The organism is Bacillus sp. SJZ110, assembly GCF_006715455.1.
In the GTDB taxonomy this organism is placed as follows: domain Bacteria; phylum Bacillota; class Bacilli; order Bacillales; family Bacillaceae; genus Bacillus; species Bacillus subtilis.
This window is the reverse complement of the sequence record NZ_VFNF01000006.1, coordinates 153,985-176,847: the sequence shown is the minus strand read 5'-3', so window position 1 is coordinate 176,847 and position 22,863 is coordinate 153,985. Positions and strand designations below refer to the sequence as shown.

Below are 22,863 nucleotides of genomic sequence, written 5' to 3'. Positions count from 1 at the left end.
AGATTGCAAGAATTTATGTAAGCGCTTTATATTGAGAGGGGCAAAGGGGAAATGCAAATTGAAAAAAGGGGGACTTACGCAACATGAAAATAAGAATGCGAAAAAAATGGATGGCCTTGCCGCTTGCTGCCATGATGATCGCCGGATGCAGCCATTCGGAAACATCCAATTCAGCAAGCGGTTCGAAAGATACGATCAAAATTATGGCGCCGCTCTTATCGCCGGAAAGCCCGAGTGATAAGAGCCCTTCATTAAAAGCGCTCGAAAAATACACAGGCAAAGAGATTAAGGTCACATGGGTGCCTGATTCATCCTACAACGACAAATTCAACATCGTCATGGCTTCAGGAGAGATGCCTCACGCGATTGTCATTAAAGATAAGTCAGCCGGCTTTATCAAGTCTGTCAAAGCAGGGGCGTTTTGGGAACTGTCTCCTTATTTAAAAGACTACAAGAATTTAAGCCAGGCAGATGAAAAGATTTTGAAGAACAGCTCGGTGAACGGCGAGGTGTACGGAATCTACAGAACGAGGGATCTGATCAGGGCGTGTATGATCATCAGAACCGACTGGCTGAAAAATGTCGGTCTGGATATGCCGGAAACGCTTGATGATTTCTATGAAGTGCTGAAAGCCTTTAAGGAAAAAGATCCTGACGGAAACGGCAAGGATGATACGTACGGCATGGTCGTGCCGAAATGGATGGGACTCGGCAACGGAAGCCCATGGGATGTTCTGCAAATCTGGTTCGGCGCTCCGAACCGCTACGGTGTTGAAAACGGAAAGCTGATTCCAGATTTTACAACGAAGGAATACATGAATGCGCTCACGTTTTTTAAAAAGCTCTATGATGAGGGATTGATCAATAAGGATTTTGCTGTCATGGATTCTGCGAAGTGGAATGATCCGGTTGTAAAAGGAAAAGCGGGTGTCATCGTTGATACAGGCTCAAGAGCGTCTCAAATCCAAAGCGCGATGGAGGAGGCGGATGAGTCGAACAAGGATATCATTGATATCGTCGGCTCGCTTGAGGGACCGAATGGCAAGCGCACTTTCCCGACATCTGGTTATTCAGGCATGATCACGATACCAAAATCAAGCGTCAAAACCGAAAAAGAGCTGAAAGAGGTGCTGTCCTTCCTCGATAAGATGAATGATAAGGAAGCGCAGATTCTCACGAACAACGGAGTGAAGGGCCGCAATTACGAGCTCAAGGACGGCGTATTCACCTCACTTGAAAAAAACAACAAATCTCTCCTGTATGAGCATGAAGGCTTGGCACAGTTCAGCATGTCGATTCCGAAAAGTGAGTATTACATCGAAGACCAGAAAACCAAGCTCTTCCAGCATCGCAAGGACATCATAACCGAAGGAGAAAAAATAGCCGTCTTTAACCCGGCTGAGTCGCTTGTATCTGATGTCTATACCCAAAAAGGAGCCCAGCTTGACAACATCATCCTCGACGCGAGAACACAATTTATCATTGGAGAAATTGATGAAAAAGGGTTCGCTGATGCGGTGGAGCTTTGGAAAAAAAGCGGCGGCAATGACCTGATGAAGGACTTGAACAAATTGTACCAATCGTCAAAATAAACCGATGCGCCTGCCTTTCGGCGGGCGCCCCGGTATCACGAAAGGAGAACAGATATGGAAACAGTGCCGAAGAAGGGAGATTCACCTGTTCTCACCGCTGGAAAAGGCATCAGCTGGATGGCTGCGCTCAAACGGGACAAATGGCTTTATCTTCTTCTTATTCCCGGTCTGCTTTATTTTTTGATTTTTAAATACTTGCCGATGTGGGGCGTGCTGATCGCTTTTAAAGACTACTCGCCATATCTTGGCTTCTGGAAAAGCGAATGGGTCGGCTTTGATTATTTCAAAGACTTTTTTATGAATCCGGATTTTTTCCGGCTGCTGCGCAACACCCTCATGCTGGCGAGCCTGGATCTTTTGTTTGCCTTTCCCGCGCCTCTCATTTTAGCCCTGCTTTTGAATGAGGTAAGAAAGGCCGCGTATAAAAGATGTATCCAAACCTTCATTTACGTACCCCATTTTGTATCATGGACAATTGTGGTCAGCATCACCTTCGTTTTCTTTACTGTCGATACAGGTGTGATCAACAAAATGATCATGAGCCTGACAGGTGAGCAGATTTCTTTCTTGTCGGATGCAGACTGGTTCCGGCCGATGATTGTGATGCAAAGCATTTGGAAGGAAACAGGCTGGGGAACGATTCTATTTTTGGCAGCGCTTGCTACGGTTGATCAAGAGCAGTATGAAGCGGCCATCATGGACGGAGCGGGGCGGTTCAGGAGAATGTGGCATATTACGCTGCCGGCGATCAGAAGCACCATTATCGTTTTGTTGATTTTAAGAATCGGCAGCTTTTTGAATCTTGGCTTTGAACAGGTGTATTTGATGACGAACTCACTCAACCGCAGTGTGGCTGACATCTTCGACACGTATGTGTACATGATGGGGATTACCCAAGGGGCGTATAGCTACAGCACGGCGGTCGGTTTGTTTAAATCAGTTGTCGGGATTATCTTGATTTTTGGCGCCAATTACATTGCGAAAAAGTTTGATCAGGAAGGATTGTTTTAGAGGAGGGAGAGGTATGGCTGAAATTCACACGATGCACAACACCAAAGCCGGACGGGTGTTTGACGTCTGCAACATTCTGTTTCTCGGCGGTGTCGGCGCGATTACCATTTTGCCGTTTTTATATATTATCGCCGGTTCCTTTGCGACAGAAGCGGAACTCGCCCAGCGGAGCTTCTTTATTTTCCCGAAAACCTTTACACTTGATGCTTACAAGTATGTGTTTTCGACACCAACGTTCCTTCGAAGCATGGGTGTGTCCATCTTCATCACGGTGGTCGGGACGGCTGTACAGCTGTTTTTCACCTTCACGATGGCATATCCGCTGGCGAAGCGGCATGTGAAGGGACGGAATCTGCTGTTGAATCTGGTGATTTTCTCCATGCTGTTTTCAGGCGGCATGATTCCGACGTACCTTGTCGTAAAATCACTTGGCCTTTTGGATACGTATTGGGCATTGATTCTGCCGATGGCGATTAATCCGTTCAACCTTATTATTATCAAAAACTTCTTTCAGCAGCTGCCGCGCGAGCTGGAGGAATCAGCAAAAATTGACGGCTGTTCCGAAATCGGCGTCTTCTGGCGGATCGCCCTGCCACTGTCAAAGCCAGTTATTGCGACCTTTGCGCTGTTTTATGCGGTCGGGATTTGGAATGATTTCTTCCACGCTCTCTTATATATCAATGACAGTGCAAAATGGCCGCTGCAAATGGTGCTTCGCCAAGTCACAATTTTATCGGATTTAACGGCGACCAATGGTGATACGATGCAAAATGCAGTTCCGCCGGAGCAGGGAATTAAACTCGCTGTCATTGTCATTGCGACGCTGCCGATTTTGGCGGTCTATCCATTTTTACAAAAACACTTTGCAAAAGGAATGCTGATCGGTTCGGTGAAAGGCTGAGAAAGGGAGTGTTTCATATCAGTACATTAGATCAGATTAAGATTGCCTATATCGGCGGGGGGTCCCAAGGTTGGGCCAGAAGCCTGATGAGTGATTTGTCGATTGATGAACGGATGTCAGGCACGGTGGCGCTCTATGATCTTGATTTTGAAGCCGCTCAGAAAAATGAAGTGATCGGCAATCACAGCGGGAACGGCAGATGGAGATATGAGGCTGTTTCTACTTTGAAAAAGGCGTTATCAGCCGCTGATATCGTCATTATTTCCATTTTGCCGGGATCACTGGATGATATGGAAGTCGATGTCCACTTGCCTGAGCGCTGCGGTATTTATCAGTCTGTAGGTGATACTGTCGGGCCCGGAGGGATCATCAGGGGCTTGCGTGCTGTGCCGATATTTGCGGAAATTGCCCGGGCAATAAGAGACTACGCACCTGAATCATGGGTCATTAATTATACAAACCCGATGTCTGTCTGTACAAGAGTGCTGTATAAAGTGTTTCCCGGAATCAAAGCGATTGGCTGCTGCCACGAGGTATTCGAGACGCAAAAGCTATTGGCGGAAATGGTCACGGAAAGGCTGGGGATAGAGGTGCCGCGGCGTGAGGATATCCGCGTTAATGTGCTCGGCATTAACCATTTTACATGGATCACAAAAGCCTCTTACCGCCATATTGACCTGCTGCCTATATTCCGTGAATTCAGCGCGCACTATGGGGAATCAGGATATGAGCTGGAGGGGGAAAGCTGGAGGGACAGCGTCTTTTGTTCGGCACACCGTGTTGCGTTTAATTTATTTGAAACGTATGGCGCCATCCCTGCTGCAGGAGACAGGCATCTGGCAGAGTTTCTTCCCGGCCCATACCTCAAACAGCCTGAAGTATGGAAATTTCATCTCACACCTATATCATTCAGAAAACAAGACAGAGCTGAGAAACGACAAGAAACAGAACGGTTGATCGTGCAACAACGGGGCGTTGCTGAGAAAGCTTCGGGAGAAGAAGGCGTGAACATCATAGCGGCTCTTCTCGGATTGGGTGAACTCGTCACAAATGTAAATATGCCGAATCAAGGCCAGGTCTCAAACCTTCCTAAACAAGCCATTGTCGAAACAAACGCATTCATCACAAGGAACCGTGTCCAGCCGATTTTTTCCGGAGCGCTTCCGAAAGGTGTGGAAATGCTGGCGGCTAGGCATATATCCAATCAAGAGGCAGTGTCGGAAGCAGGTCTAACAAAGGATACTGGCCTCGCGTTTCAAGCTTTCCTCAATGACCCGCTTGTCAGGATTGACCGCAGTGATGCAGAGCAGCTTTTCAATGACATGCTCCAATGCACCATGCAACGTTGAGCGGAGCTTTTCCGGTTTAGAAAAGAAACCATTGACCATACTGATAGTATAATCAAGAAGTAGGTGCTATCAATATGGGAGATTATTTAAGTGTTGCGGTAGAATTGGTCTGCGGTTTAGGCATTTTATTTATTATCTTAAAGCTTCTCGGGAAAACCCAATTTTCTCAAATTACGCCGTTTGACTTTATTTCTGCTTTAATTTTAGGAGAATTGGTCGGAAATGCCGTCTACGATCATGATATCAAAATCAAAGAAATCATTTTTGCTTCGCTGCTGTGGGGCGTGCTGATTTATGTTATTGAATTTATCACGCAAAAAATGAAATCATCGCGAAAGTTCTTGGAGGGTGAGCCGAATATCGTCATCCGCAAAGGAGAGCTTCAATATAAAGTAATGAAGAAAAATAAGATAGACATTAACCAGCTGCAAAGCCTATTGAGGCAAGCGGGGAGTTTTTCGATCCAAGAAGTAGAATATGCGATTCTTGAAACAAACGGGATGGTCAGCGTGCTTCCAAAATCAGACTTTGACAAACCGACAAATAAGGATTTGCAGATTCCTTCGAAGTCCGTTTCTCTGCCGATCACGTTAATCATAGATGGAGAGATTGTGCGGGATAATTTGAAGGAAGCAGGTGTGGATGAACAGTGGCTGAAACAAGAATTGAAAAAGAAGAACATTGATAAGACAGAGGACGTGTTATTTGCAGAATGGCATAAAAATAAGCCGCTGTATACTGTAACGTACGAACAAAGCAGATCAACATGACTCTTAGAAAAAAGCTTGCAGCAAGGCGCAAGCTTTTTATTGATTGTATGTCCCTTGTTTGACAGCACGTACATGGTACATGCTCACTTCAGTGCTGATCAGATAGTCAGGCTTTGGTTTGCCTTTGTTTGCTTTATGGCCGGCGATATGCGCATCGCTTTTTTCCCATTGCTTCCAGTGATCCTCTGATTCCCAGCGAATCATGACAACAACTTCTTCATCACCGCGGCGCACATTTTTCTCAAGCACTGTCACATCAATTAAACCTTCTTGTTTTTCAATGATTCCTTCAGCGCTGAAACGTTCTATAACTTTATCTGCAAAGCCTTCTTTAACCGTCATTTTTCTCAACTGTACAAACATTTGTCTCACTCCAATCATTCTCACATATGAATAATTGTAAATGAAATTCATTCTCAATGTCAAAGAAAGCGCAGGACGGAATCGAACCGCCGTGCGCAACAGTTTATTCTTTTAATAAAAACACATTTCCGTCTTCGTCCTTAAATTGAACGAAGGTGCCCCACTCCATTTGATTGGGCTCACCGAGAAATTCTACACCGTTTGTCTTCATTTTCTCGTATGTACCAAAGATGTCTTCGCATTCAAACACAATAGAAGCCTTCATTTGCTCTGAGCCTTTCATCATGGCTTTCGGGTAAATGACTAAACGAGTCTCGGCCCCTTTTGGCGCAACCTCCAGCCAGCTTGCTTCAGGTCCCATTGGGTGGTCCGCTGCAATATCAAAGCCTACCTTCTCTGTCCAAAATTGCTTCGCTTTCTGCTGGTCCTCGACATATACAGCAACAGTGCCAATTTGTTTGATCATAGGGAAACCTCCAAGTTGAAAAGATAATAATACTATAACCTGTTTACGGCCGAAGTAACATAAAAAAATCAGCCGGGAAACCGGCTGATTTTTAAAATGAGCAGCTTACAACATCGATGTGATTTGTGTCTAAGGCGAAATAAACCCAGCGGCGCCGTGAGGAATCCCAATAAAAGCCGCCGACAGACCTTCTGCCAAGGATGATCGGGTAAAACCAAAAGGAGCGGCCATTGGTTAACCAAACATAGGTAAATCGGAAAAGGCAAGGACGAATGGTGATTGGTTCAACTAACAAAACGGCTCCTTGAGAACCCTGCGGTTTTGGGGGTTTCGCTGGTATTTGGGAAGGAGGAGGTCCCTGCGGCGCACCGCCGAAGCCTGGGCTAGCACCGCTGCCAATACCAGGGCCGGAGCCGCCGCCAAAGCCTGGAACAGCGCCACCGCCAATACCAGGGCCGGAGCCGCCGCCAAAGCCTGGAACAGCGCCACCGCCAATGCCAGGGCCGGAGCCGCCGCCGAAGCCCGGAACAGCGCCGCTGCCAATGCCAGGCCATGGATATCGGTATTCATATTCAAAAGCAGGCCAAGGCTCATAAAAATGCCCCGCAAACATATAAGGATCAACATAATACATGTGATAACGTCCTTTCTCATTGTAAACTGTACATTGCAGTTTATGCGGGCGGACTCTTATTGGTGCATTCGCCTAAGGATATGAAGCAGGAATGCTCTCAGAGAGCAGAGTCATTTGATTTTTCTCTAGTCTTATTCACAATTCCGATTTATCATTTTATAATGAAAGTGCTTCTATTACGAAAAAGGAGACAGACCGTGAATATCGATCAATTATTATATCAATATATCATAGACAACACTGCGGATATTACTGAGAAATGGTTCAGTTTGCGTTGCCAGCTAAAAGGCGAGCTATATTCCGCCAGCCATTTAAGTGAAGAAACGAAAACACTTTTAACCGAGCAGCATACATTTACCAATATAACAATCGCAAGCGCATTTCTGGAGGATCAAACCGATTTTCAAGAAAACATGACAAAATGGGCGGAAAACGTTGCGAAAAACAGGGTAGAGCAGGATGTTCAAGTGCATGAGGTCGTAGAAGCCATATCCAATTCTAGAATCTCATTCTGGGACGCAGTCGCCACATTTATAAAAGAGAATCAGGAAATTGTGACAAATGAGGATGCAGACCGATGGAACCGCATTGTGAACCAGTCGTTCGATAAGCTGATTATTGAATTCTCCGAGCAGTACCAAAAATTCATGCTGATGAGGCTCACATCTCAGCAGGAACTGATCTCAGAGCTTGGCTGTCCGGTAATTTCCATTGCCGATGGAATCGGGATATTGCCGCTTATCGGCTCCATTGATACAAAACGGGCACAGGTCATTTTAGAAACAGTGCCGGTCCGCTGTGTCGAGAGAAAAATCACAAGCCTTGTCGTTGACCTTTCGGGTGTTCCGATTGTGGATACCATGGTGGCTCAGCAATTGTACAACCTGTCTAAAACGCTTTTCTTATTAGGCGTCAAAGCCGTATTTTCAGGGATTCGCCCGGATGTGGCCCAAACATCGATTCAATTGGGGCTTGATTTTAGTGAATATGAAACGTATGGCACGCTGAAGCAGGCATTAGAAAACATGGGTGTCCGCTGTATTGTTGAGGAATTGGAAGAAAACAAATAGGGAGTTTCTAGGCATATGATCGTCCGTCACCGGGTGATCATATGCCTTTTTGATTTGAACAGAAATCACCATTGATTTATCGAAAAAAACATAATATTATAATTCTTATAAGAATACTGTGAATTAAAACCTATTCAACAGGGGGGAAGGTCTTTTGGTTTCAAAATTAACGATTGATCCGGAAGTGATTGAAAAAATTATCAGCTCGCTGGAAACACTCGATTTCGGCACCGTTCAGATTACGGTTCATGATTCTCAGGTTACCCAAATTGAGAAAATAGAAAAGCACCGTTTTTCGCTGAAAAGGAAAGAATCAAAATGATAATGTAAAGGGCGTTTGTTTTCATTAAATTCTCCTTAAAACATATACATATTTCATCCAATTTTTATATAATAGACCTTTAAGATCATTTTTTAGGAGGATTTTTGACATGCAAGCTACGGTTCACGAGAGTAAGCAATCGATCATGCAACGCATTTTGACAGTCTTTGTCTTCACATTGCTGATCGCGACTGTCGGCCTTTTTATCGGCCAATTTGTTCCTGTCGCTTTGATGCTGCCGCTTTCTATTCTTGAAGTGGCGATGATTATTCTGGCCTTCTGGATGCGCAGAAGAAAAGCGGTCGGGTATGCGTTTGTATATACATTCGCGTTCGTTTCCGGCATTACCTTATTTCCGATCGTCAGCCATTACGCTTCCATCGCCGGCGCCTATGTCGTGCTCGAAGCCTTTGGTTCTACATTTGTCATTTTTGCCGTCTTAGGCACAATCGGCGCAAAAATGAAGAAGGATTTATCCTTCCTGTGGTCGTTTCTGCTGGTTGCGGTGCTCGCACTCGCAGTGGTAGGGATTTTCAACATTTTCAGCCCGTTAAACTCAGCGGCGATGATGGCGTATTCCGTGATCGGAACCATCGTCTTTTCCCTTTACATTTTGTATGATTTGAACCAAATCAAACACCGCCACATTACGGAAGACTTGATTCCCGTTATGGCATTATCGCTGTACCTTGACTTTATCAACTTATTCATCAACCTGCTCCGCTTCTTCGGCATTTTGAGCAGTGATGATTAATGAAAAAGCGCCTGTCATTGGATAGGCGCTTTATGAATGCAAGTGATCAGGTAACAGTTAAACAATGATTGAGTCTAGTCCTCGCTTAATTCTTCTTACACCCTTTTCAATTTCCTCAAGGCTCAGATGGCCGAAGCCAAGCAACCATTTTGAATTATGGCTATGAGATCGTCTAGTATAATCATTTGCCGGATAGATATGAACCCGTTCCTTTTTTAGTGCCTGCTGAAACTTGTCACTCGGATGATCATACTGAAAGTCGACCGCTAAATGAAGACCTGTGCTTTCCCCCATAATGCAAATGGATGAAAATTCTCTCTTCAGAATTTTTGTTAACAGGTTATTTTTTTGCTTATATATCTTATTGGCTTTTCTGATCTGACGGTCAAGGTGGCCCTGTGAAATAAATTCAGCAAGTGCTTTCTGCTCGAAAAGGGAAGAATGCAGGTCGCTGTACCATTTTTCTTTTCTGCATTGTTCAATCAGTTCATCGGGCAAAATCAAATAGCCGATGCGAAGAGCGGGCGACAATGTTTTACTGAATGTGCCAATATAAATCACACGGTCCGGATCAAGTTCATAGAGCGAACTGATAACGGGGCTAGTATAGCGAAATTCACTGTCATAATCATCTTCTACAATATAAGTGTTATGGTGCCTCGCGTATTGAATTAATTCAATTCTTCTTTGAATCGGCAGTGTTCCGCCAAGTGGAAATTGGTGGGATGGCGTCACATAGATCAGCTTTGGGGCTTCTTTGAATTTCAGATGTTTGGTGACTGCACCCAGCTGGTCTACTTCAAGAGAATACATAGAGCAGTTCTTTTGGTTGAATATTCGGTAAATATCAATTGAACAAGGATCTTCTAAGCAAATTGAATCACCAGGATGAACCAAGGCATGAGACAAAATAGAAAGTCCTTGTGCGGCCCCATTTGTAATAATGATGTTTTCACTGGAGCAGCAAATTCCTCGTTTTAAATAGAGATAATCGGCTAAAGCCTTTCTCAATTCATACAGTCCCTCAGGTTTGCCATACCCGAATAACTGCTTTGGACTGTTTTTCATTGTTTCACTGTACACCTTTTGCCATTGAATTCTCGGAAATAATTGCAGGTCGGGCATTCCCGTTTTGAAATCTACAATATCCCCTGTATCAGTATGACAGGGATTAGTGAGAGTAGCAGTTTTTTGGTCTTTTATATTCTTACGTTTTGCACAATCTAATAAAATACCTTTGGATATAAAGCTCCCGGCCCCCTGCCGGCTTTCAATGTATCCTTCGGCATATAGCAATTCATAGGCCGAAATGACAACATTTCTCGATATCTTTAACTCTTTGGAAAGTTCCCTTGTTGAAGGGATTTTCCATCCTTCCTTTAGGCGGCCCGATAAGATTTCTTGTCTGATTTGGATGTAAATCTGTCTTGTAAGCGGTACTTTTGAGCTTTTATTTACCTTAATCCAAAGCATAGTGCGCACTCCTTCATTGTATAAAATACTCTTTTAAATAAATTATTAGAAAGAAATTTTATCCATTTTATAACAATTTTCGACGTAAAATGGTACTGTTAATTTTTTTAGTAATGGACCTATAATTGTAAATACTACCATGATATATTAATTACGCAAGTGAGAGGTTGTTTAACAATATAAGGAAAAAGGAGTGTTGGAGTGACAGCATTTAATCGTTATATTAAGAAAATAATCAATGGGAAACACCTGAACAGAGAAGAAGCCTATCAATGTATGAAACACATATTGGAAGACGATTACAGTACAGTGCAAATAGGAGCGCTGCTCACCTCGCTTACGCTCAAAGGGGAAACAAAAGATGAGATAATTGGTTTTATCCGTGCGATACGGGACAAAATGATTCCCTTTGAAAGGACTAAAGAAGTACTTGATACATGCGGAACAGGCGGTGACGGCAGCAATTCGTTTAATGCATCAACGACAGCCTCCCTGATTTCTTCTTCCGCAGGCATACCCGTAGCCAAAAATGGAAACAGGTCTTCTACCAGCAAATGCGGAAGTGCTGATTTATTAGAAGCGTTAGGACTCAATATAGAATTGCCCGCAGTACAATCACAGCAACTGTTAGAATCAACTGATTTTACCTTTTTATTTTCTCAATTCTTTCATCCGAAACTTAAAAAACTGGCGTCCGTCAGGAAGAGTCTGACTTTTCGAACTTGTTTTAATTTAATTGGGCCTTTATGCAGTCCGGCAAGGCCTGAAAGACAGCTGTTAGGTGTGCCCGATCCAAAGCTGATCCCATTTTTCGCAGACTTATTACTGGAATCAGGGGTGAAAAGAGCTTTAATTGTCAGCAGTATGGATGGATTTGATGAAATCAGTGTGTCAGCCCCTACTTCTATTTGTGAGATAGATCACAAAGAAACGAAGGAATATATCATTCATCCGGAACATTTTAATGTGTACAGGAGTAATGCCGAAGTGGTCAGCTGTGATAGTTTAGAAGATAGCGTCCAGGCTTTTTACAGTGTGTTAGATTGTCAGCAATCGGCCATTACTGATTTTTGCATTATGAATGCCGGGGCCGCGCTATATCTTGGTGGGAAAGCTGACAGTATAAAACAAGGTACTGAGCTGGCACGAGAGCTGCTAATCTCAGGTAAAGTGAAAGAACATTTCTTCCTTATTAAAAATGAGAGTCAGCGTTTGACAGAAGGAGAGCAGCTACATGAACATGTTAGACGAAATTATTGAATACAAGTATTCCGAAGTGAAAGAAAAGAAAAAATGCAAGCCTGAGTCGGAATTAATAAATATGATTCAGACTGCCAGGAAAACGAGAGACTTTTATCAAGCGATCCAAAAACCGAATATTTCTCTTATCGCCGAAGTGAAGAGAAAATCTCCTTCAAAAGGATTGATTCGGAAGGACTTTGATCCGCTCAAACTAGCCCGGACATATGATAAAAGCGGAGCAAGCGCAATTTCGGTGCTCATCGATGAAAAGTTTTTTGGAGGCAGTGCGAAGTATTTGAGAAAAGTCGCTAACGACCCCGATATTACAATACCAGTTATGTACAAGGAGTTTATTGTCGATCCCTATCAAATCTATGAAGCGAGAGCAAACGGAGCAGACGCTGTATTAATCATTGTCAGAGCGATAGATCAAACACTGTTATCAGAGCTTATTCAATTGGCCTACGACTTAGATATGGATGTACTTACAGAGACGTTTACACCGGAAGAAGTCACAAAGTCCATTGAAGCAGGCGCTAAAATTATCGGGATAAATAACCGTGATCTGCAAACTTTTGAAGTGGATCTGGAGAAATCAAAGGTAATGAAAAAACGAATTCCTGATGAGTATCTAGCTGTTAGTGAAAGCGGTATCTTAACAAGGCAGGATGTACTTGCAGCACAGGAATTGGGGTTTGACGGGATGCTCGTCGGAGAAACCATTTTAAGGGCTGACAGTGTAGAAGAGAAAGTGAAGGAATTAACAAACTTTTGAGCTAGGGGGAGACGAATGTGAATGGTTTATTCGGTGAATATGGAGGAGCATACGTAGCTGAAACACTTGTCAGCAATTTAAATGAATTTGAAAGAAGCTTTGAAAGGCTGATGGCTGACAGTACTTTTATTGACGATTATCATGCGTTGCTAAGAGAGTTTGTGGGAAGACCCACCCCACTTACATATTTAAAGCAGCTCAGTACAGCATCCAAAGAAGGGCCTGCCATTTACCTGAAAAGAGAAGATTTGACTCATACGGGAGCTCACAAAATTAATAATGCACTCGGACAGGCGCTTATGGCCAAAAAATTAGGAAAAGAGAGAATTGTTGCCGAAACAGGTGCAGGCCAGCACGGTGTGGCTGTTGCAACAGTTTGTAGTTTTCTCAATCTTAATTGCGTTATTTATATGGGGGCATACGATGCGGAGAGACAGCGTATGAATGTCCAGCGGATGAAGCTTTTAGGAGCTGATGTAAAACTTGTCCATCACGGGACAAAAACGTTAAAAGACGCAATTAATGAAGCGATTCGCGATTGGGTTTCTTACGCAGATACGACTCATTATTTGTTAGGTTCAGCGGTAGGACCACATCCTTTTCCATCCATTGTCCGCCATTTTCAATCGATCATTGGAAAGGAAGCGAAAGAACAGATGATACAGGCGATCGGGGGGCTGCCGGATTATGTCATTGCCTGTGTCGGCGGAGGAAGCAATGCAATTGGCATGTTTAGCGCTTTTCTTGAGGAATCCGATGTGAAACTGATTGGCGTTCAGGCAGGCGGAGCGGGTCTTGAGAGCGGACATCATGCATCGCCATTGCTGGTCGGGAAAAGCGGAATCGTTCAAGGAATGAAAACGTATGTCCTGCAGGATAACGATGGACAAATTCTTGAAACTAAAAGCATAGCACCCGGTCTCGATTATCCCGGAGTAGGTCCGGAACACAGTTATTTAAAAGATTCGGGAAGAGTGGAATACACGTCTGTTAACGATCAGCAGGCATTGGATGCATTCCAGCTATTATCCAGAAAAGAAGGAATTATACCTGCACTTGAGTCTTCTCATGCTGTAGCCAAGGCAGTGGAACTTGCTAAACAATTAACGGGAGACAAAACCATATTGGTGAATCTTTCGGGGCGAGGCGATAAAGACTTGGAACAGGCGCTTTCGGCTATCGAAACAAGGCAAAAAGAGGGGGCTTCCTTATGATACAGCATAAAGTTGAAGAGATGTTTCAAGATTTGGAGAGGAAAGGGCAAAAAGCGCTGATTCCATATATTCCAGTTGGATATCCTCGTTTAGATGAAACCTTAGATTATATTGAGTGCATCAGTAGGGCTGGAGCCGATATGATTGAATTGGGTGTTCCATTTTCTGATCCGCTTGCGGACGGACCCGTCATCCAGGAAGCGGCGCAGATAGCACTTCAGCAGGGGGTTACTCTTCGAAAATGTTTGGAAACTGTAAAAGCTGTTCGTGCCAGCGGAAATACAATACCTATTGCGTTGATGGGCTACTGTAATTCATTCTCTGCTTATCAATTTGAAACGTTTGCCGCAGACGCTGAAGAAGCAGGAGTGAACGCCTTGATCATCCCTGATTTGCCGCCAGAAATGGCCGAATATTGGGTTAATTGTGCAAGCAAGCACCATATTGACATTATTTTCTTCATTGCTCCAACAACAACGGAAGAACGGATCGAGGTTATTTCTAAAGCCGGATCAGGTTTTATCTATTGTATTTCCGATCTTGGTGTAACAGGTGAAAGAGATAAGGTACCGATCGCTTTACCAGAGTTTATAAATCATCTCAGGGAAAAAATTAAGCTTCCTTTAGCAATTGGTTTTGGCATATCAATACCGGATCATGTCAGAGAAGTCAGTTCATTTGCTGATGGTGCCATTGTAGGGAGCGCGCTGATCAGGCTGATAAAAGAAACACCCAAGGATGAGCGGCTTCAAGCTGTATCCGTATTTATATCTAATTTAAAAGAGAGTACAAAATCAGTCCATTTGAATAGATGAGGTGAGATTGTTGAGTGTAGTCAAAATCTGCGGCATCAAAACGATGCTAGAAGCAGAAGAAGCTGTTGCGGCTGGAGCACAGGCTGTTGGGTTCGTTTTCTCTGCAGAAAGTAAACGGTACGTTACGCCCCAGCAAGCGCGGGAGATCATTCAGACGCTGCCCCCATTTGTATCCGCTGTTGGCGTTTTTGTAAATGAAAATCTAACGATAGTTAATGAAATTACTGCCAGCTGTGGAATGACATTTGCCCAGTTGCACGGTGAAGAGCCGCCTGAATATTGTGAACAGGTGATTTGTCCCGTGATTAAAACCATTAAAGTACGGTGTGAACAGGATTTACACGCATTCAGCCTTTATAAACCGCATTCATTTTTGCTGGACAGCTATGTGAAAGGAAGTCAGGGAGGGACAGGACAAACCTTCAATTGGGAGTTGGCCAAAGATGTTTCCAGCAGGCAGCGTGTGATACTGGCCGGAGGGCTGACGCCGAACAATATAACGGAAGCACTGGAAACTATTAAACCCCATGGGATTGATGTAAGTAGCGGTGTCGAAACCGGCGGCAAAAAAGATTTTTATAAAATGAGAGAACTGATCCGGCAATGCGGGTACTACCAAAACGTGAGGTTAGGAGAGAATGCGTCATGCTGCAGCCAATAATCATTGGATTTGGAAGATCGGGAAGAGATCTGCATTTGCGATGTTTACGGAAGGCTGCGGCATCAGAGGAAGCTGAAGACTTGTTTCATCAACAGGTCATCGTAATCGATCCGTATATTAAAAACAAATCGTTCGAAGATGTGGCGTTTTGCGGGAGTCTTCAAGAGGCGGCTGGACTTCGGCCATCAATCTGTCAGGATGCTGTTCTGCATATTTGCACTCCGCCATCGGCACATATTTCTATCATTAAGGAAGCTGCTTCGGCCGGGTTTAGACATATGATTGTGGAAAAGCCGCTTACGGATGATGTTGGTGAGATTGATGCGCTGATCAAATCAGTAGAAGAACATCAGCTTGATGTTATCGTTGTCGCGAATTGGCTGTCCAGCCGATTAACCGCTAAAATTCAAACATTTTTAGAGCAAAAAACGTTTGGGAACCTGCAAGCTGTCTATCTGCAGCAGGATAAACCGAGATTTTGCCGTACACTTGAAAACTCATCACATGGCAATGCATTTGATATTGAGGCACCGCATCAAATGGCGCTTGCGTGCTTTTTACAAGGAGCCGATGCTGAAGTCATCGCTTCGGAGACAAAAGATATGGTGATCGGCCAGCAACGGTATATGCGCCTTGGCGGAGCGGAAGCTGTTCTTAAGCATGCGAATGGTAGCCGTACATATATTGCATCGAATTTAACATCATTCGTTAAACAAAGAACCGTTAAAATTCAATTCGAGCAATATACGCTTCTAGGGCATTTTCCGCCTGATGGAAGCGACAGCTATTCAAACATTTCTATATATAACAGTGCTAACGAAATGGTTCATTCAGAATTAATTTATGATGACCCTTTAAGTTTATGTTTTATTGAATACTATCAATATTTTCACGGTATCTCTCAAATAAAACCAGTTAGTGATATTTATTTCAATCAAAAGATCATCCAATTACTTGAGGAAGCTAAAGCTAAAAGCGAGATAAAATTACATACAAAAGGAGCAGTCATATGACAGTAAAGAAAGACATGAGGATTCCATTTTTCTCTGGGAAAATTTCTTTCCACAAGCGTTGGGGCCTAATCTCAGAGAGACTGGACGAAGTCATTTCAGAAGGTAAATTTATTGACGGAGGTGCTGTCCGCTCTTTTGAAGCAGCTATACAGAATTATACAGGCGCAAAACATGCCGTAGCAGTGAATAACGCAACAGACGCACTGCAAATCATTTTAAAGGCAGCGGGCATTCAGCCTGGCGATGAGGTGATTGTACCTTGCTATTCCTTTTTTGCCTCGGCTTCGAGTATTGCGAATGTAGGCGCCACTCCAGTGTTTACAGACATTGAGCCTGAAACGTACAATATTTGCCCTGAACAAATTGAAGAAAAAATCACTCCAAACACAAAAGCAATTATGGTTGTTCATCTTTTTACACAAATGGCTGATATCAAAAAGCTGAAAGAAATTGCAGAAAAACACAATCTGATTCTGCTGGAAGATAGTGCCGAGGCGATTGGTATGAAAGCTGAAGGTATCCATGCCGGCCTTCACGGTCTGGCGGGTGTCCTATCCTTTTTCCCAACAAAAACGCTGGGCGGAATTGGCGACGGGGGCATGATTTTAACCAATGATGATGAGTTTGCTAAAACCTGTCGTTTACTTAGGCATCACGGCAAACTGGGGACAGAGTATTATCATGACATCATCGGTTATAACAGCAGAATGGATGATATTCAAGCAGCGGTCTTAGAGGAGAAATTAAGATATTTGCACGAAGATATTGTCCGCAGAAAAAAATTGGCAGAAGGATATGATGAAAGACTGAAAGAGCTTCATCCCACGGTGACGACGCCAACAGTTGTGGAGAAACCATATAGTGCTGTCCATGTTTATTATGTGTATTTAATAGAAGCTGATAACAGAAATGAACTTGCAGCTTATTTGCAAAAAAGAGGAATAGAAACAGAGGCTTATTATCCGTATCCGCTTCATCTGCAGCCATGCTTTCAATATCTCAATTATACACATGGAGACTTCCCGCATGCTGAGAGAGCGTCAACTCGTGCGTTAGGCCTTCCGCTATACCCAGATTTAACCGAAGATGAGCTTGATTATGTGTGTGATGTTATAACAGACTTTTACGAGGGTGGAGGCAGCTTATGATACAGCCATATCAAAACTATCAGTTGAGATATAAAAATGAGAAAGAAAGAATAAAATCTATCGTTTACGAAGCGGGATTGAAAGATCAGTTTATTTTAAAGGAAAAGGTCGCTCGCCTTGAAGAAAAAATAAAAGGATATACAGGTGCTCCTTATGCAACAGCAGTATCGAACGGCACTTCTGCCTTGATCATCATATTGAAAGCACTTGGTGTCAAACCCGGTGTGGACGTCCTGACGCCGGCATTCTCCTTTATCGCGACAGCGAGCTGTATTTCTGTTCTCGGCGGAAACCCGATTTTTGTCGATATCGATAAGGAAACAGGAATGATTGATCCTGATGATGTTAAGCGAAAAATAACACCTTCGTCCCGCGTCATCATTGCTGCACATTTATTCTCTGTCATGGCTGATATGAAAAGATTGAGAGACATTGCAGATGAGCATGGACTGTTTTTGGTCGAAGATAGTGCTGTCGCGCTCGGGGGAACTATAGATGGCGTATCAGCGGGGCTATTGGGTGACATCGGCCTGTACTCGTTTTTCCCTGCAAAACCGATCGGGGGGATTGGTGACGGGGGCATGATTGTCACCAAGGATGATGAATTAGCAGCAAGATGCAAAATGCTGAGAAACCATGGTCAAGAAGAAGGCAAACGGTTTTATCACACTTTAATAGGCTATAACTATCGAATGGATGAACTAGTAGCCGACTTTATTTCACAGCGGCTGGAACAGTTGGAGCAAATCATAGAAAAACGAGGTGAACTTGCGGAACTGTATCATAAAGAGCTGGCACCTTCCGCAACTTATGTATCCTTGCCACCAAAAACGGAGTATCAGCGAGTATACTACACATATCTTGTACAAGCTGAATACCGTGATGAGCTTCAGTCATTTTTAGAAGAGAAAGGCATTGAGACTGTTGTTTTTTATCCTCTTGCCATTCATGAGCAAAAAGCTTATCAGCATTTGGGTCATCAGCCAGGAGATTTCCCAAATGCGGAGCAATTCGCAAGAAAGAGCTTAGCGTTTCCTTTGTATCCTGAGATGAGACATACCGACGTGCGACAGATCACAGAAAGGGTGAATGAATTTTATGCGGCTAAGCAACATCAGTCTTAGCGGGATAGCGGATGAAGCTGCCCAAACGCTTGATATGCAGATTAAAGCTCATCAAATGCTGGGGTGGCAAAGCATTGAGCTCCGGTCTATTCAAGGTTTATCTATTGCTGAACTTGACGAGGCTGCCTTCAATGATGTGGTTTCTTTGATACAGTCGCATGAAATGAAAGTAACCGCTTTTTCTTCAAAAGTGGGAAATTGGGAAAGGCCAATTACATTCGATAAGGAAACTGAAAAAGAAGAACTAAAAAGAATAGCTGAACGCATGCACCGTCTGAAAACACGTTACGTTCGGATTATGTCTTATCCAAATGACGGATTAGAGCCACAGGAATGGAAGGAAAAAGTAATCGCTCGCGTCAAAGAGCTGACAACATTAGCGGAGCAGGAAGACATTATTTTGCTGCATGAGAACTGTGCCGGCTGGGGCGGACAAAGTGCAGAGAATACAATTGAATTAATCACATCCATAAACAGCCAAGCATTAAGGCTATTGTTTGATATCGGAAACGGCATCACTTACGGCTATGACAGCTTATCCTTTTTAAAGGCTGTTTATCCTTATGTGGAGTATGTTCATATGAAAGACAGCTTGAGTGATGGTCAAAACATCCATTTTACCTTCCCAGGAGCCGGTGAATCGAAAGCGGCGGAGTGTTTGGCTTATTTAGCAGATCTGAATTATAAAGGTGTCATATCGATTGAACCGCATATTCATCTGATTCCTCATCTTGGTGAAGTTCCGGGGAATGAGAACGATCACTTTGCTTCATATATTAGATATGGAAGAGAAACGGAACAATTGGTCAGGTCGATCATGAAAACAGGAGTACACAATGGCTGAATTATTCACTGAATATTATGTTAATTTATTGACGGATTTGCTGAATATCGACACGACAACTCCGATGGAAACAGGAGTTGCCGGACACCATGAATACGCGTTGAAACGTTATGCAGAAGCTGCTTCACACTTAGGGTTTAAACCGGTTTATTTTGCTCCTCCGATGGAAGAAGATATTCTCAGATCTGAAATACCGGGGGCTGTAAAAGAGATGTATGCAAAAATGGGCGATGCTTTTTTAAGCTCGCAGCCCAATCTGGTTATGGAACTGGGGTATTCACATGAACGAGAAGCAACCATTATGTTCAATTTTCATATCGATACAGTTGAAGGATACGGAATGACAAGCTATCGAAATGAGAGCTTTTTTGGCCGGGGAGCCGTTGACATGAAGGGACCGGCAGTTGCTCTGTTGGCGGGACTGCAAGCGGCTCTTGAGGAAGCACCCTCGCTTACCGGAAATATGAAGGTGATCATCCAGGCTGTCTCCGGAGAAGAGGGAGGTGCAATGGGAGTGTATGGGACAAAGCTTCTTTGTGAAAGAGGATACGTTGGCGCGCTGAATGTATTTATAGAACCAACGGAGCGTTTATTTTTCGATCATTCTACAACGTCAATGACCGCACAAATCACTGTTGATGGAAACGATTCAACCGACGATGCCCCTGCTGTAGGTCATAATGCCACCTTGGTTTTAGGATTCCTCGCTCAGTTTATGACGAAGGCGCTATCAAAGCGCTTAAACAATACGGATGCAAAAATGTGCCTTTCCGGTTTGCATACAGGCCGCATGCATAACAAGGTGTATGGATCAGGGGTTCTTAAGTGGAATTTCGCCTACTCTTCAATGGAGCAGCACAATTTAATTGAAAAGCTTGTAGAAGATAGCTATTCCGAAGCGATGAAAGCCTTTGTTTTGCAATTTGCCGATGTTCCTGATGCTGCAAAAACTGTGAGAGAAATAGACAGTATATGTACCTTAACGTGGGTAAAGAAGGAACTCCCAGTATTAAATAATAAGAATGAAGCAAAAAGAGCTTTACTCGAGGAATCTGGCTTGAAGCTGCTTCCCGGTCATATGCAATCAAAAGCGTTTACTTGTGATGCAATGTGGGCGCAAGGTGACGGAATGTATACTGTTGTATATGGACCAGGCAGCCTGGAAATCAATAATGCACATGGAAAAAATGAATATATCGAAAAGGCTGAATTGGAGAAGTTCAGCATGGACATCAAAAATCTGATTTTACATGTTAATGAGAAAACAAAGAAACGGGTGCTCAAATGAACTTTTATACATTTAAAGAAGATCAGTTATCTGAGTTTGTCAAAAATACTTTTATTCATCACGGTTTGCGAGACGATCATGCTGAAACTGCTGCTAAAGTACTGGCATACGCCGATTTAAACGGATTCTCAACACACGGAATCGCAAACTTGGAGAAAATTTACTTAACAAAAATTCAAAACGGCGATATGAATCCTAAAGCCGAAGTGCAGCATGTCATCGACCATCAGGCGATTTCGGTTTTAGACGCTCAGCACGGCATTGGGCTCGTCGTTGGTGATACGGCGATGAAAATCGCAATTGAAAAAGCGAAAATGTTCGGCGTCGGGATCGTAACCGTCAGAAACAGCTCTCACTTCGGTAGTGCAGGCTATTACAGCCATAAAGCATTACAAGAAAATATGCTAGGTTTTTCTATGACCAATTTAGGCTCACAAGGAGTGGCTCCGCCGATGGGCGGGACGGTAAATATGCTTGGTACAAACCCCATCAGTGTAAGCGCACCTTCACAAGAACTGCCGCCATTCTTATTAGATATGAGTACGACTGTTGCAGCTACTGGAAAAATAAAAGAAGCAGCGAGACAGGGGCGGTCTATTCCTGAGGGATGGCTGATCAACAAGGAAGGCCAAACGACAACAAATCCGCATGACTACCTTAATGGACAAGGGTTTATCCAGTTCCTTGGCGGGAGACCGGAAATGGGAGGAAACAAGGGATACGGCTTATCGATTTTAGTAGATATTTTATGCGGACTGCTTTCGGGGGCGGATATCGGTCCTCATTCCGGTGTATTGTCGGAAAAAGGGGCTGGAGAGAATGACTACAATGTCGGCCATTTCTTTATGACAATTAATATAGATGCATTCGTTCCAATCTCACAATTCAAACACCGTATGGAACAAATGCTAAGCACGCTAATGGCTTGTCCGACAACACAAACAGCGGATCAAGTCATTTATCCGGGTTATCTTGAAGGGGTGAGGAAGAAGGAGAACATTACAGTGGATGAAGTGATATTTGGTTCTTTAACCAACTTATCGAAACAGGCGGGAATCAGCATACCAGAATATGCACAGGCTTCAAAAGTCTATTCTTAATAAATTGGGGGATAACATTATGAAAATCGGGATCATTGGATTGGGCGTCATATCAAAATATTATGTAGAGGCCATTAAACAGTTAGACTCATTTACACTGTCAGCGGTATGCGATATACAAAAAGAAAAAATGAGTCCTTTTCCTGAGGCGGAGCACTACACAGATTACCGAACGTTTTTAGAAAAGGCCGATATTGACGGTGTTGTCATTAATGTTCCGAATCACATGCATTATGACATTTGCCGCTATGCATTGGAATGCGGTCATCATATTTGTTGTGAAAAACCGCTAACAATTGAACTGAAAGATGCTGACCGTCTGGCTGAACGTTCTCAACAAGTACAGAAGACACTTTTTACAGCATTCCACAGACGGTACAATATCAATTTTCTAAATGAGATGAAAAAAATAAACCTATCACAAATCAAAAGCGTAAAAGCCCGTTATTTAGAAAATATTAAAGAACACGCCGGAAGTGACAGCTGGTATCTCGAACCGGACCAATGCGGAGGTGGATGTGTTGCTGATAACGGACCGAACGTATTTGATACGCTATCTTATTTCTTGGGCAAGCTTGATGTAACAGGTGCACAAATTTGGAACAATGCGAATGACATTGATGTACAAGCTGTTATTCAATTGAAAAATGGTGACGGCGTACAGGCACAAGTGGAGCTTGATTGGGAATTTCCTCATGGAGAAAGAAAAGATGTTGATATTACGCTGCAAGACGGTACAACGATTCATATTGATATGCTGAAAGATTTTGAAGTGTTTAAATCCTCTCTCTATCATGAGTATGAAGAAATTTTAAAAGATTTCAAAGCCAGCATCGCTGCCGGAAATTGCTTCGGAGAAAGCGGTCAAGATGCTGTCCGGCTTGTACAAGAAGCGTACAGCTTTGGAAGAGTAACCTTATAAGGGAGCTAAACA

24 protein-coding genes are annotated in these 22,863 nt (G+C 43.4%); 20 read left to right on the top strand and 4 right to left on the bottom strand.

Annotation, left to right across the window (positions count from 1 at the left end):
- Positions 1 to 83: 83 nt before the first annotated feature.
- The 5 genes from FB592_RS17200 (at position 84) to FB592_RS17180 (ending at position 5,623) form a co-directional block, all read left to right on the top strand.
- Positions 84 to 1,592, top strand: coding sequence for an extracellular solute-binding protein (locus FB592_RS17200; protein ID WP_029726637.1), 1,509 nt, complete (start codon positions 84 to 86; stop codon positions 1,590 to 1,592).
- A gap of 54 nt (positions 1,593 to 1,646) precedes the next feature.
- Positions 1,647 to 2,603: an ABC transporter permease gene (locus tag FB592_RS17195; RefSeq protein ID WP_015482931.1), complete on the top strand. Its 957-nt coding sequence runs from the start codon at positions 1,647 to 1,649 to the stop codon at positions 2,601 to 2,603.
- Between the two features lie 13 nt (positions 2,604 to 2,616).
- The gene (locus FB592_RS17190) at positions 2,617 to 3,504 is read left to right on the top strand and encodes a carbohydrate ABC transporter permease (protein ID WP_003242715.1); all 888 of its coding nucleotides are present in this window, start codon (positions 2,617 to 2,619) and stop codon (positions 3,502 to 3,504) included.
- Positions 3,505 to 3,512: 8 nt separating this feature from the next.
- Positions 3,513 to 4,853, top strand: a complete 1,341-nt coding sequence (gene lplD, locus FB592_RS17185; RefSeq protein WP_141949842.1) for an alpha-galacturonidase LplD — start codon at positions 3,513 to 3,515, stop codon at positions 4,851 to 4,853.
- 74 nt (positions 4,854 to 4,927) lie between these two features.
- Positions 4,928 to 5,623, top strand: a complete 696-nt coding sequence (locus FB592_RS17180) for a DUF421 domain-containing protein (protein ID WP_032726686.1) — start codon at positions 4,928 to 4,930, stop codon at positions 5,621 to 5,623.
- A gap of 36 nt (positions 5,624 to 5,659) precedes the next feature.
- On the opposite strand, the gene hmoA is transcribed toward FB592_RS17180, so the two are convergent.
- From hmoA to FB592_RS17165, 3 genes are all read right to left on the bottom strand, one after another.
- Positions 5,660 to 5,986, bottom strand: coding sequence for a heme-degrading oxygenase HmoA (gene hmoA / locus FB592_RS17175; protein WP_003243958.1), 327 nt, complete (start codon positions 5,984 to 5,986; stop codon positions 5,660 to 5,662).
- A gap of 103 nt (positions 5,987 to 6,089) precedes the next feature.
- Positions 6,090 to 6,452 (bottom strand): VOC family protein, encoded by a 363-nt coding sequence (locus tag FB592_RS17170; protein ID WP_003233803.1) that lies wholly within the window; start codon positions 6,450 to 6,452, stop codon positions 6,090 to 6,092.
- A 91-nt stretch (positions 6,453 to 6,543) separates the two neighbouring features.
- The gene (locus FB592_RS17165) at positions 6,544 to 7,086 is read right to left on the bottom strand and encodes a hypothetical protein (protein ID WP_031315514.1); all 543 of its coding nucleotides are present in this window, start codon (positions 7,084 to 7,086) and stop codon (positions 6,544 to 6,546) included.
- A gap of 197 nt (positions 7,087 to 7,283) precedes the next feature.
- Here FB592_RS17165 and FB592_RS17160 point away from each other — a divergent pair, with 197 nt between their 5' ends.
- From FB592_RS17160 to FB592_RS17150, 3 genes are all read left to right on the top strand, one after another.
- Entirely contained in the window at positions 7,284 to 8,156 is an 873-nt protein-coding gene (locus tag FB592_RS17160) for an STAS domain-containing protein (protein WP_085187052.1), read from the top strand.
- A 154-nt stretch (positions 8,157 to 8,310) separates the two neighbouring features.
- The gene (locus FB592_RS17155; protein ID WP_014663144.1) at positions 8,311 to 8,478 is read left to right on the top strand and encodes a YezD family protein; all 168 of its coding nucleotides are present in this window, start codon (positions 8,311 to 8,313) and stop codon (positions 8,476 to 8,478) included.
- Positions 8,479 to 8,587: 109 nt separating this feature from the next.
- Positions 8,588 to 9,232, top strand: a complete 645-nt coding sequence (locus FB592_RS17150; RefSeq protein ID WP_003244397.1) for a Bax inhibitor-1/YccA family protein — start codon at positions 8,588 to 8,590, stop codon at positions 9,230 to 9,232.
- A gap of 57 nt (positions 9,233 to 9,289) precedes the next feature.
- On the opposite strand, the gene pdxR is transcribed toward FB592_RS17150, so the two are convergent.
- Entirely contained in the window at positions 9,290 to 10,705 is a 1,416-nt protein-coding gene (gene pdxR, locus FB592_RS17145) for a MocR-like pyridoxine biosynthesis transcription factor PdxR (RefSeq protein WP_141949841.1), read from the bottom strand.
- Between the two features lie 201 nt (positions 10,706 to 10,906).
- Here pdxR and trpD point away from each other — a divergent pair, with 201 nt between their 5' ends.
- The 12 genes from trpD to FB592_RS17085 are packed head-to-tail and all read left to right on the top strand — an operon-like array spanning position 10,907 to position 22,851.
- A complete protein-coding gene (gene trpD / locus FB592_RS17140; RefSeq protein WP_029726643.1) occupies positions 10,907 to 11,965 on the top strand; it encodes an anthranilate phosphoribosyltransferase in 1,059 nt (352 codons plus the stop codon).
- Positions 11,940 to 12,722, top strand: a complete 783-nt coding sequence (trpC, locus tag FB592_RS17135; protein WP_128740110.1) for an indole-3-glycerol phosphate synthase TrpC — start codon at positions 11,940 to 11,942, stop codon at positions 12,720 to 12,722. The genes trpD and trpC overlap by 26 nt, the downstream gene beginning before the upstream one ends.
- 17 nt (positions 12,723 to 12,739) lie before the next feature.
- A complete protein-coding gene (gene trpB / locus FB592_RS17130; protein ID WP_029726645.1) occupies positions 12,740 to 13,936 on the top strand; it encodes a tryptophan synthase subunit beta in 1,197 nt (398 codons plus the stop codon).
- Entirely contained in the window at positions 13,933 to 14,751 is an 819-nt protein-coding gene (gene trpA / locus FB592_RS17125) for a tryptophan synthase subunit alpha (protein WP_128740111.1), read from the top strand. Before trpB ends, trpA begins: the two co-directional genes overlap by 4 nt.
- Positions 14,752 to 14,761: 10 nt before the next feature.
- Positions 14,762 to 15,412, top strand: a complete 651-nt coding sequence (locus FB592_RS17120) for a phosphoribosylanthranilate isomerase (RefSeq protein ID WP_128471733.1) — start codon at positions 14,762 to 14,764, stop codon at positions 15,410 to 15,412.
- Positions 15,397 to 16,425 carry a Gfo/Idh/MocA family protein gene (locus tag FB592_RS17115; protein ID WP_160240599.1) on the top strand — a complete coding sequence of 343 codons (1,029 nt, stop codon included), beginning with the start codon at positions 15,397 to 15,399 and terminating at the stop codon, positions 16,423 to 16,425. Before FB592_RS17120 ends, FB592_RS17115 begins: the two co-directional genes overlap by 16 nt.
- Positions 16,422 to 17,573: a DegT/DnrJ/EryC1/StrS family aminotransferase gene (locus tag FB592_RS17110; protein WP_250620095.1), complete on the top strand. Its 1,152-nt coding sequence runs from the start codon at positions 16,422 to 16,424 to the stop codon at positions 17,571 to 17,573. The genes FB592_RS17115 and FB592_RS17110 overlap by 4 nt, the downstream gene beginning before the upstream one ends.
- Positions 17,570 to 18,697, top strand: a complete 1,128-nt coding sequence (locus FB592_RS17105) for a DegT/DnrJ/EryC1/StrS family aminotransferase (RefSeq protein WP_141949840.1) — start codon at positions 17,570 to 17,572, stop codon at positions 18,695 to 18,697. The genes FB592_RS17110 and FB592_RS17105 overlap by 4 nt, the downstream gene beginning before the upstream one ends.
- Positions 18,672 to 19,541 carry a sugar phosphate isomerase/epimerase family protein gene (locus tag FB592_RS17100; RefSeq protein ID WP_032678961.1) on the top strand — a complete coding sequence of 290 codons (870 nt, stop codon included), beginning with the start codon at positions 18,672 to 18,674 and terminating at the stop codon, positions 19,539 to 19,541. The genes FB592_RS17105 and FB592_RS17100 overlap by 26 nt, the downstream gene beginning before the upstream one ends.
- Positions 19,534 to 20,829, top strand: a complete 1,296-nt coding sequence (locus FB592_RS17095; RefSeq protein ID WP_128740114.1) for a M20/M25/M40 family metallo-hydrolase — start codon at positions 19,534 to 19,536, stop codon at positions 20,827 to 20,829. The genes FB592_RS17100 and FB592_RS17095 overlap by 8 nt, the downstream gene beginning before the upstream one ends.
- Positions 20,826 to 21,929, top strand: coding sequence for an Ldh family oxidoreductase (locus tag FB592_RS17090; protein ID WP_029726653.1), 1,104 nt, complete (start codon positions 20,826 to 20,828; stop codon positions 21,927 to 21,929). Before FB592_RS17095 ends, FB592_RS17090 begins: the two co-directional genes overlap by 4 nt.
- 19 nt (positions 21,930 to 21,948) lie before the next feature.
- On the top strand, positions 21,949 to 22,851 hold the full coding sequence (locus FB592_RS17085) for a Gfo/Idh/MocA family protein (protein ID WP_029726654.1): 903 nt from the start codon (positions 21,949 to 21,951) through the stop codon (positions 22,849 to 22,851).
- The last annotated feature ends 12 nt before the right edge of the window (positions 22,852 to 22,863 follow it).

Coding starts and splice junctions, on each gene's coding strand:
- FB592_RS17200 (WP_029726637.1), top strand. CDS start 84: ATGAAAATAAGAATGCGAAAAAAATGGATGGCCTTGCCGCTTGCTGCC.
- FB592_RS17195 (WP_015482931.1), top strand. CDS start 1,647: ATGGAAACAGTGCCGAAGAAGGGAGATTCACCTGTTCTCACCGCTGGA.
- FB592_RS17190 (WP_003242715.1), top strand. CDS start 2,617: ATGGCTGAAATTCACACGATGCACAACACCAAAGCCGGACGGGTGTTT.
- FB592_RS17180 (WP_032726686.1), top strand. CDS start 4,928: ATGGGAGATTATTTAAGTGTTGCGGTAGAATTGGTCTGCGGTTTAGGC.
- hmoA (WP_003243958.1), bottom strand. CDS start 5,986: ATGTTTGTACAGTTGAGAAAAATGACGGTTAAAGAAGGCTTTGCAGAT.
- FB592_RS17170 (WP_003233803.1), bottom strand. CDS start 6,452: ATGATCAAACAAATTGGCACTGTTGCTGTATATGTCGAGGACCAGCAG.
- FB592_RS17165 (WP_031315514.1), bottom strand. CDS start 7,086: ATGTATTATGTTGATCCTTATATGTTTGCGGGGCATTTTTATGAGCCT.
- FB592_RS17150 (WP_003244397.1), top strand. CDS start 8,588: ATGCAAGCTACGGTTCACGAGAGTAAGCAATCGATCATGCAACGCATT.
- pdxR (WP_141949841.1), bottom strand. CDS start 10,705: ATGCTTTGGATTAAGGTAAATAAAAGCTCAAAAGTACCGCTTACAAGA.
- trpC (WP_128740110.1), top strand. CDS start 11,940: ATGAACATGTTAGACGAAATTATTGAATACAAGTATTCCGAAGTGAAA.
- trpA (WP_128740111.1), top strand. CDS start 13,933: ATGATACAGCATAAAGTTGAAGAGATGTTTCAAGATTTGGAGAGGAAA.
- FB592_RS17115 (WP_160240599.1), top strand. CDS start 15,397: ATGCTGCAGCCAATAATCATTGGATTTGGAAGATCGGGAAGAGATCTG.
- FB592_RS17110 (WP_250620095.1), top strand. CDS start 16,422: ATGACAGTAAAGAAAGACATGAGGATTCCATTTTTCTCTGGGAAAATT.
- FB592_RS17105 (WP_141949840.1), top strand. CDS start 17,570: ATGATACAGCCATATCAAAACTATCAGTTGAGATATAAAAATGAGAAA.
- FB592_RS17100 (WP_032678961.1), top strand. CDS start 18,672: ATGCGGCTAAGCAACATCAGTCTTAGCGGGATAGCGGATGAAGCTGCC.
- FB592_RS17095 (WP_128740114.1), top strand. CDS start 19,534: ATGGCTGAATTATTCACTGAATATTATGTTAATTTATTGACGGATTTG.
- FB592_RS17090 (WP_029726653.1), top strand. CDS start 20,826: ATGAACTTTTATACATTTAAAGAAGATCAGTTATCTGAGTTTGTCAAA.
- FB592_RS17085 (WP_029726654.1), top strand. CDS start 21,949: ATGAAAATCGGGATCATTGGATTGGGCGTCATATCAAAATATTATGTA.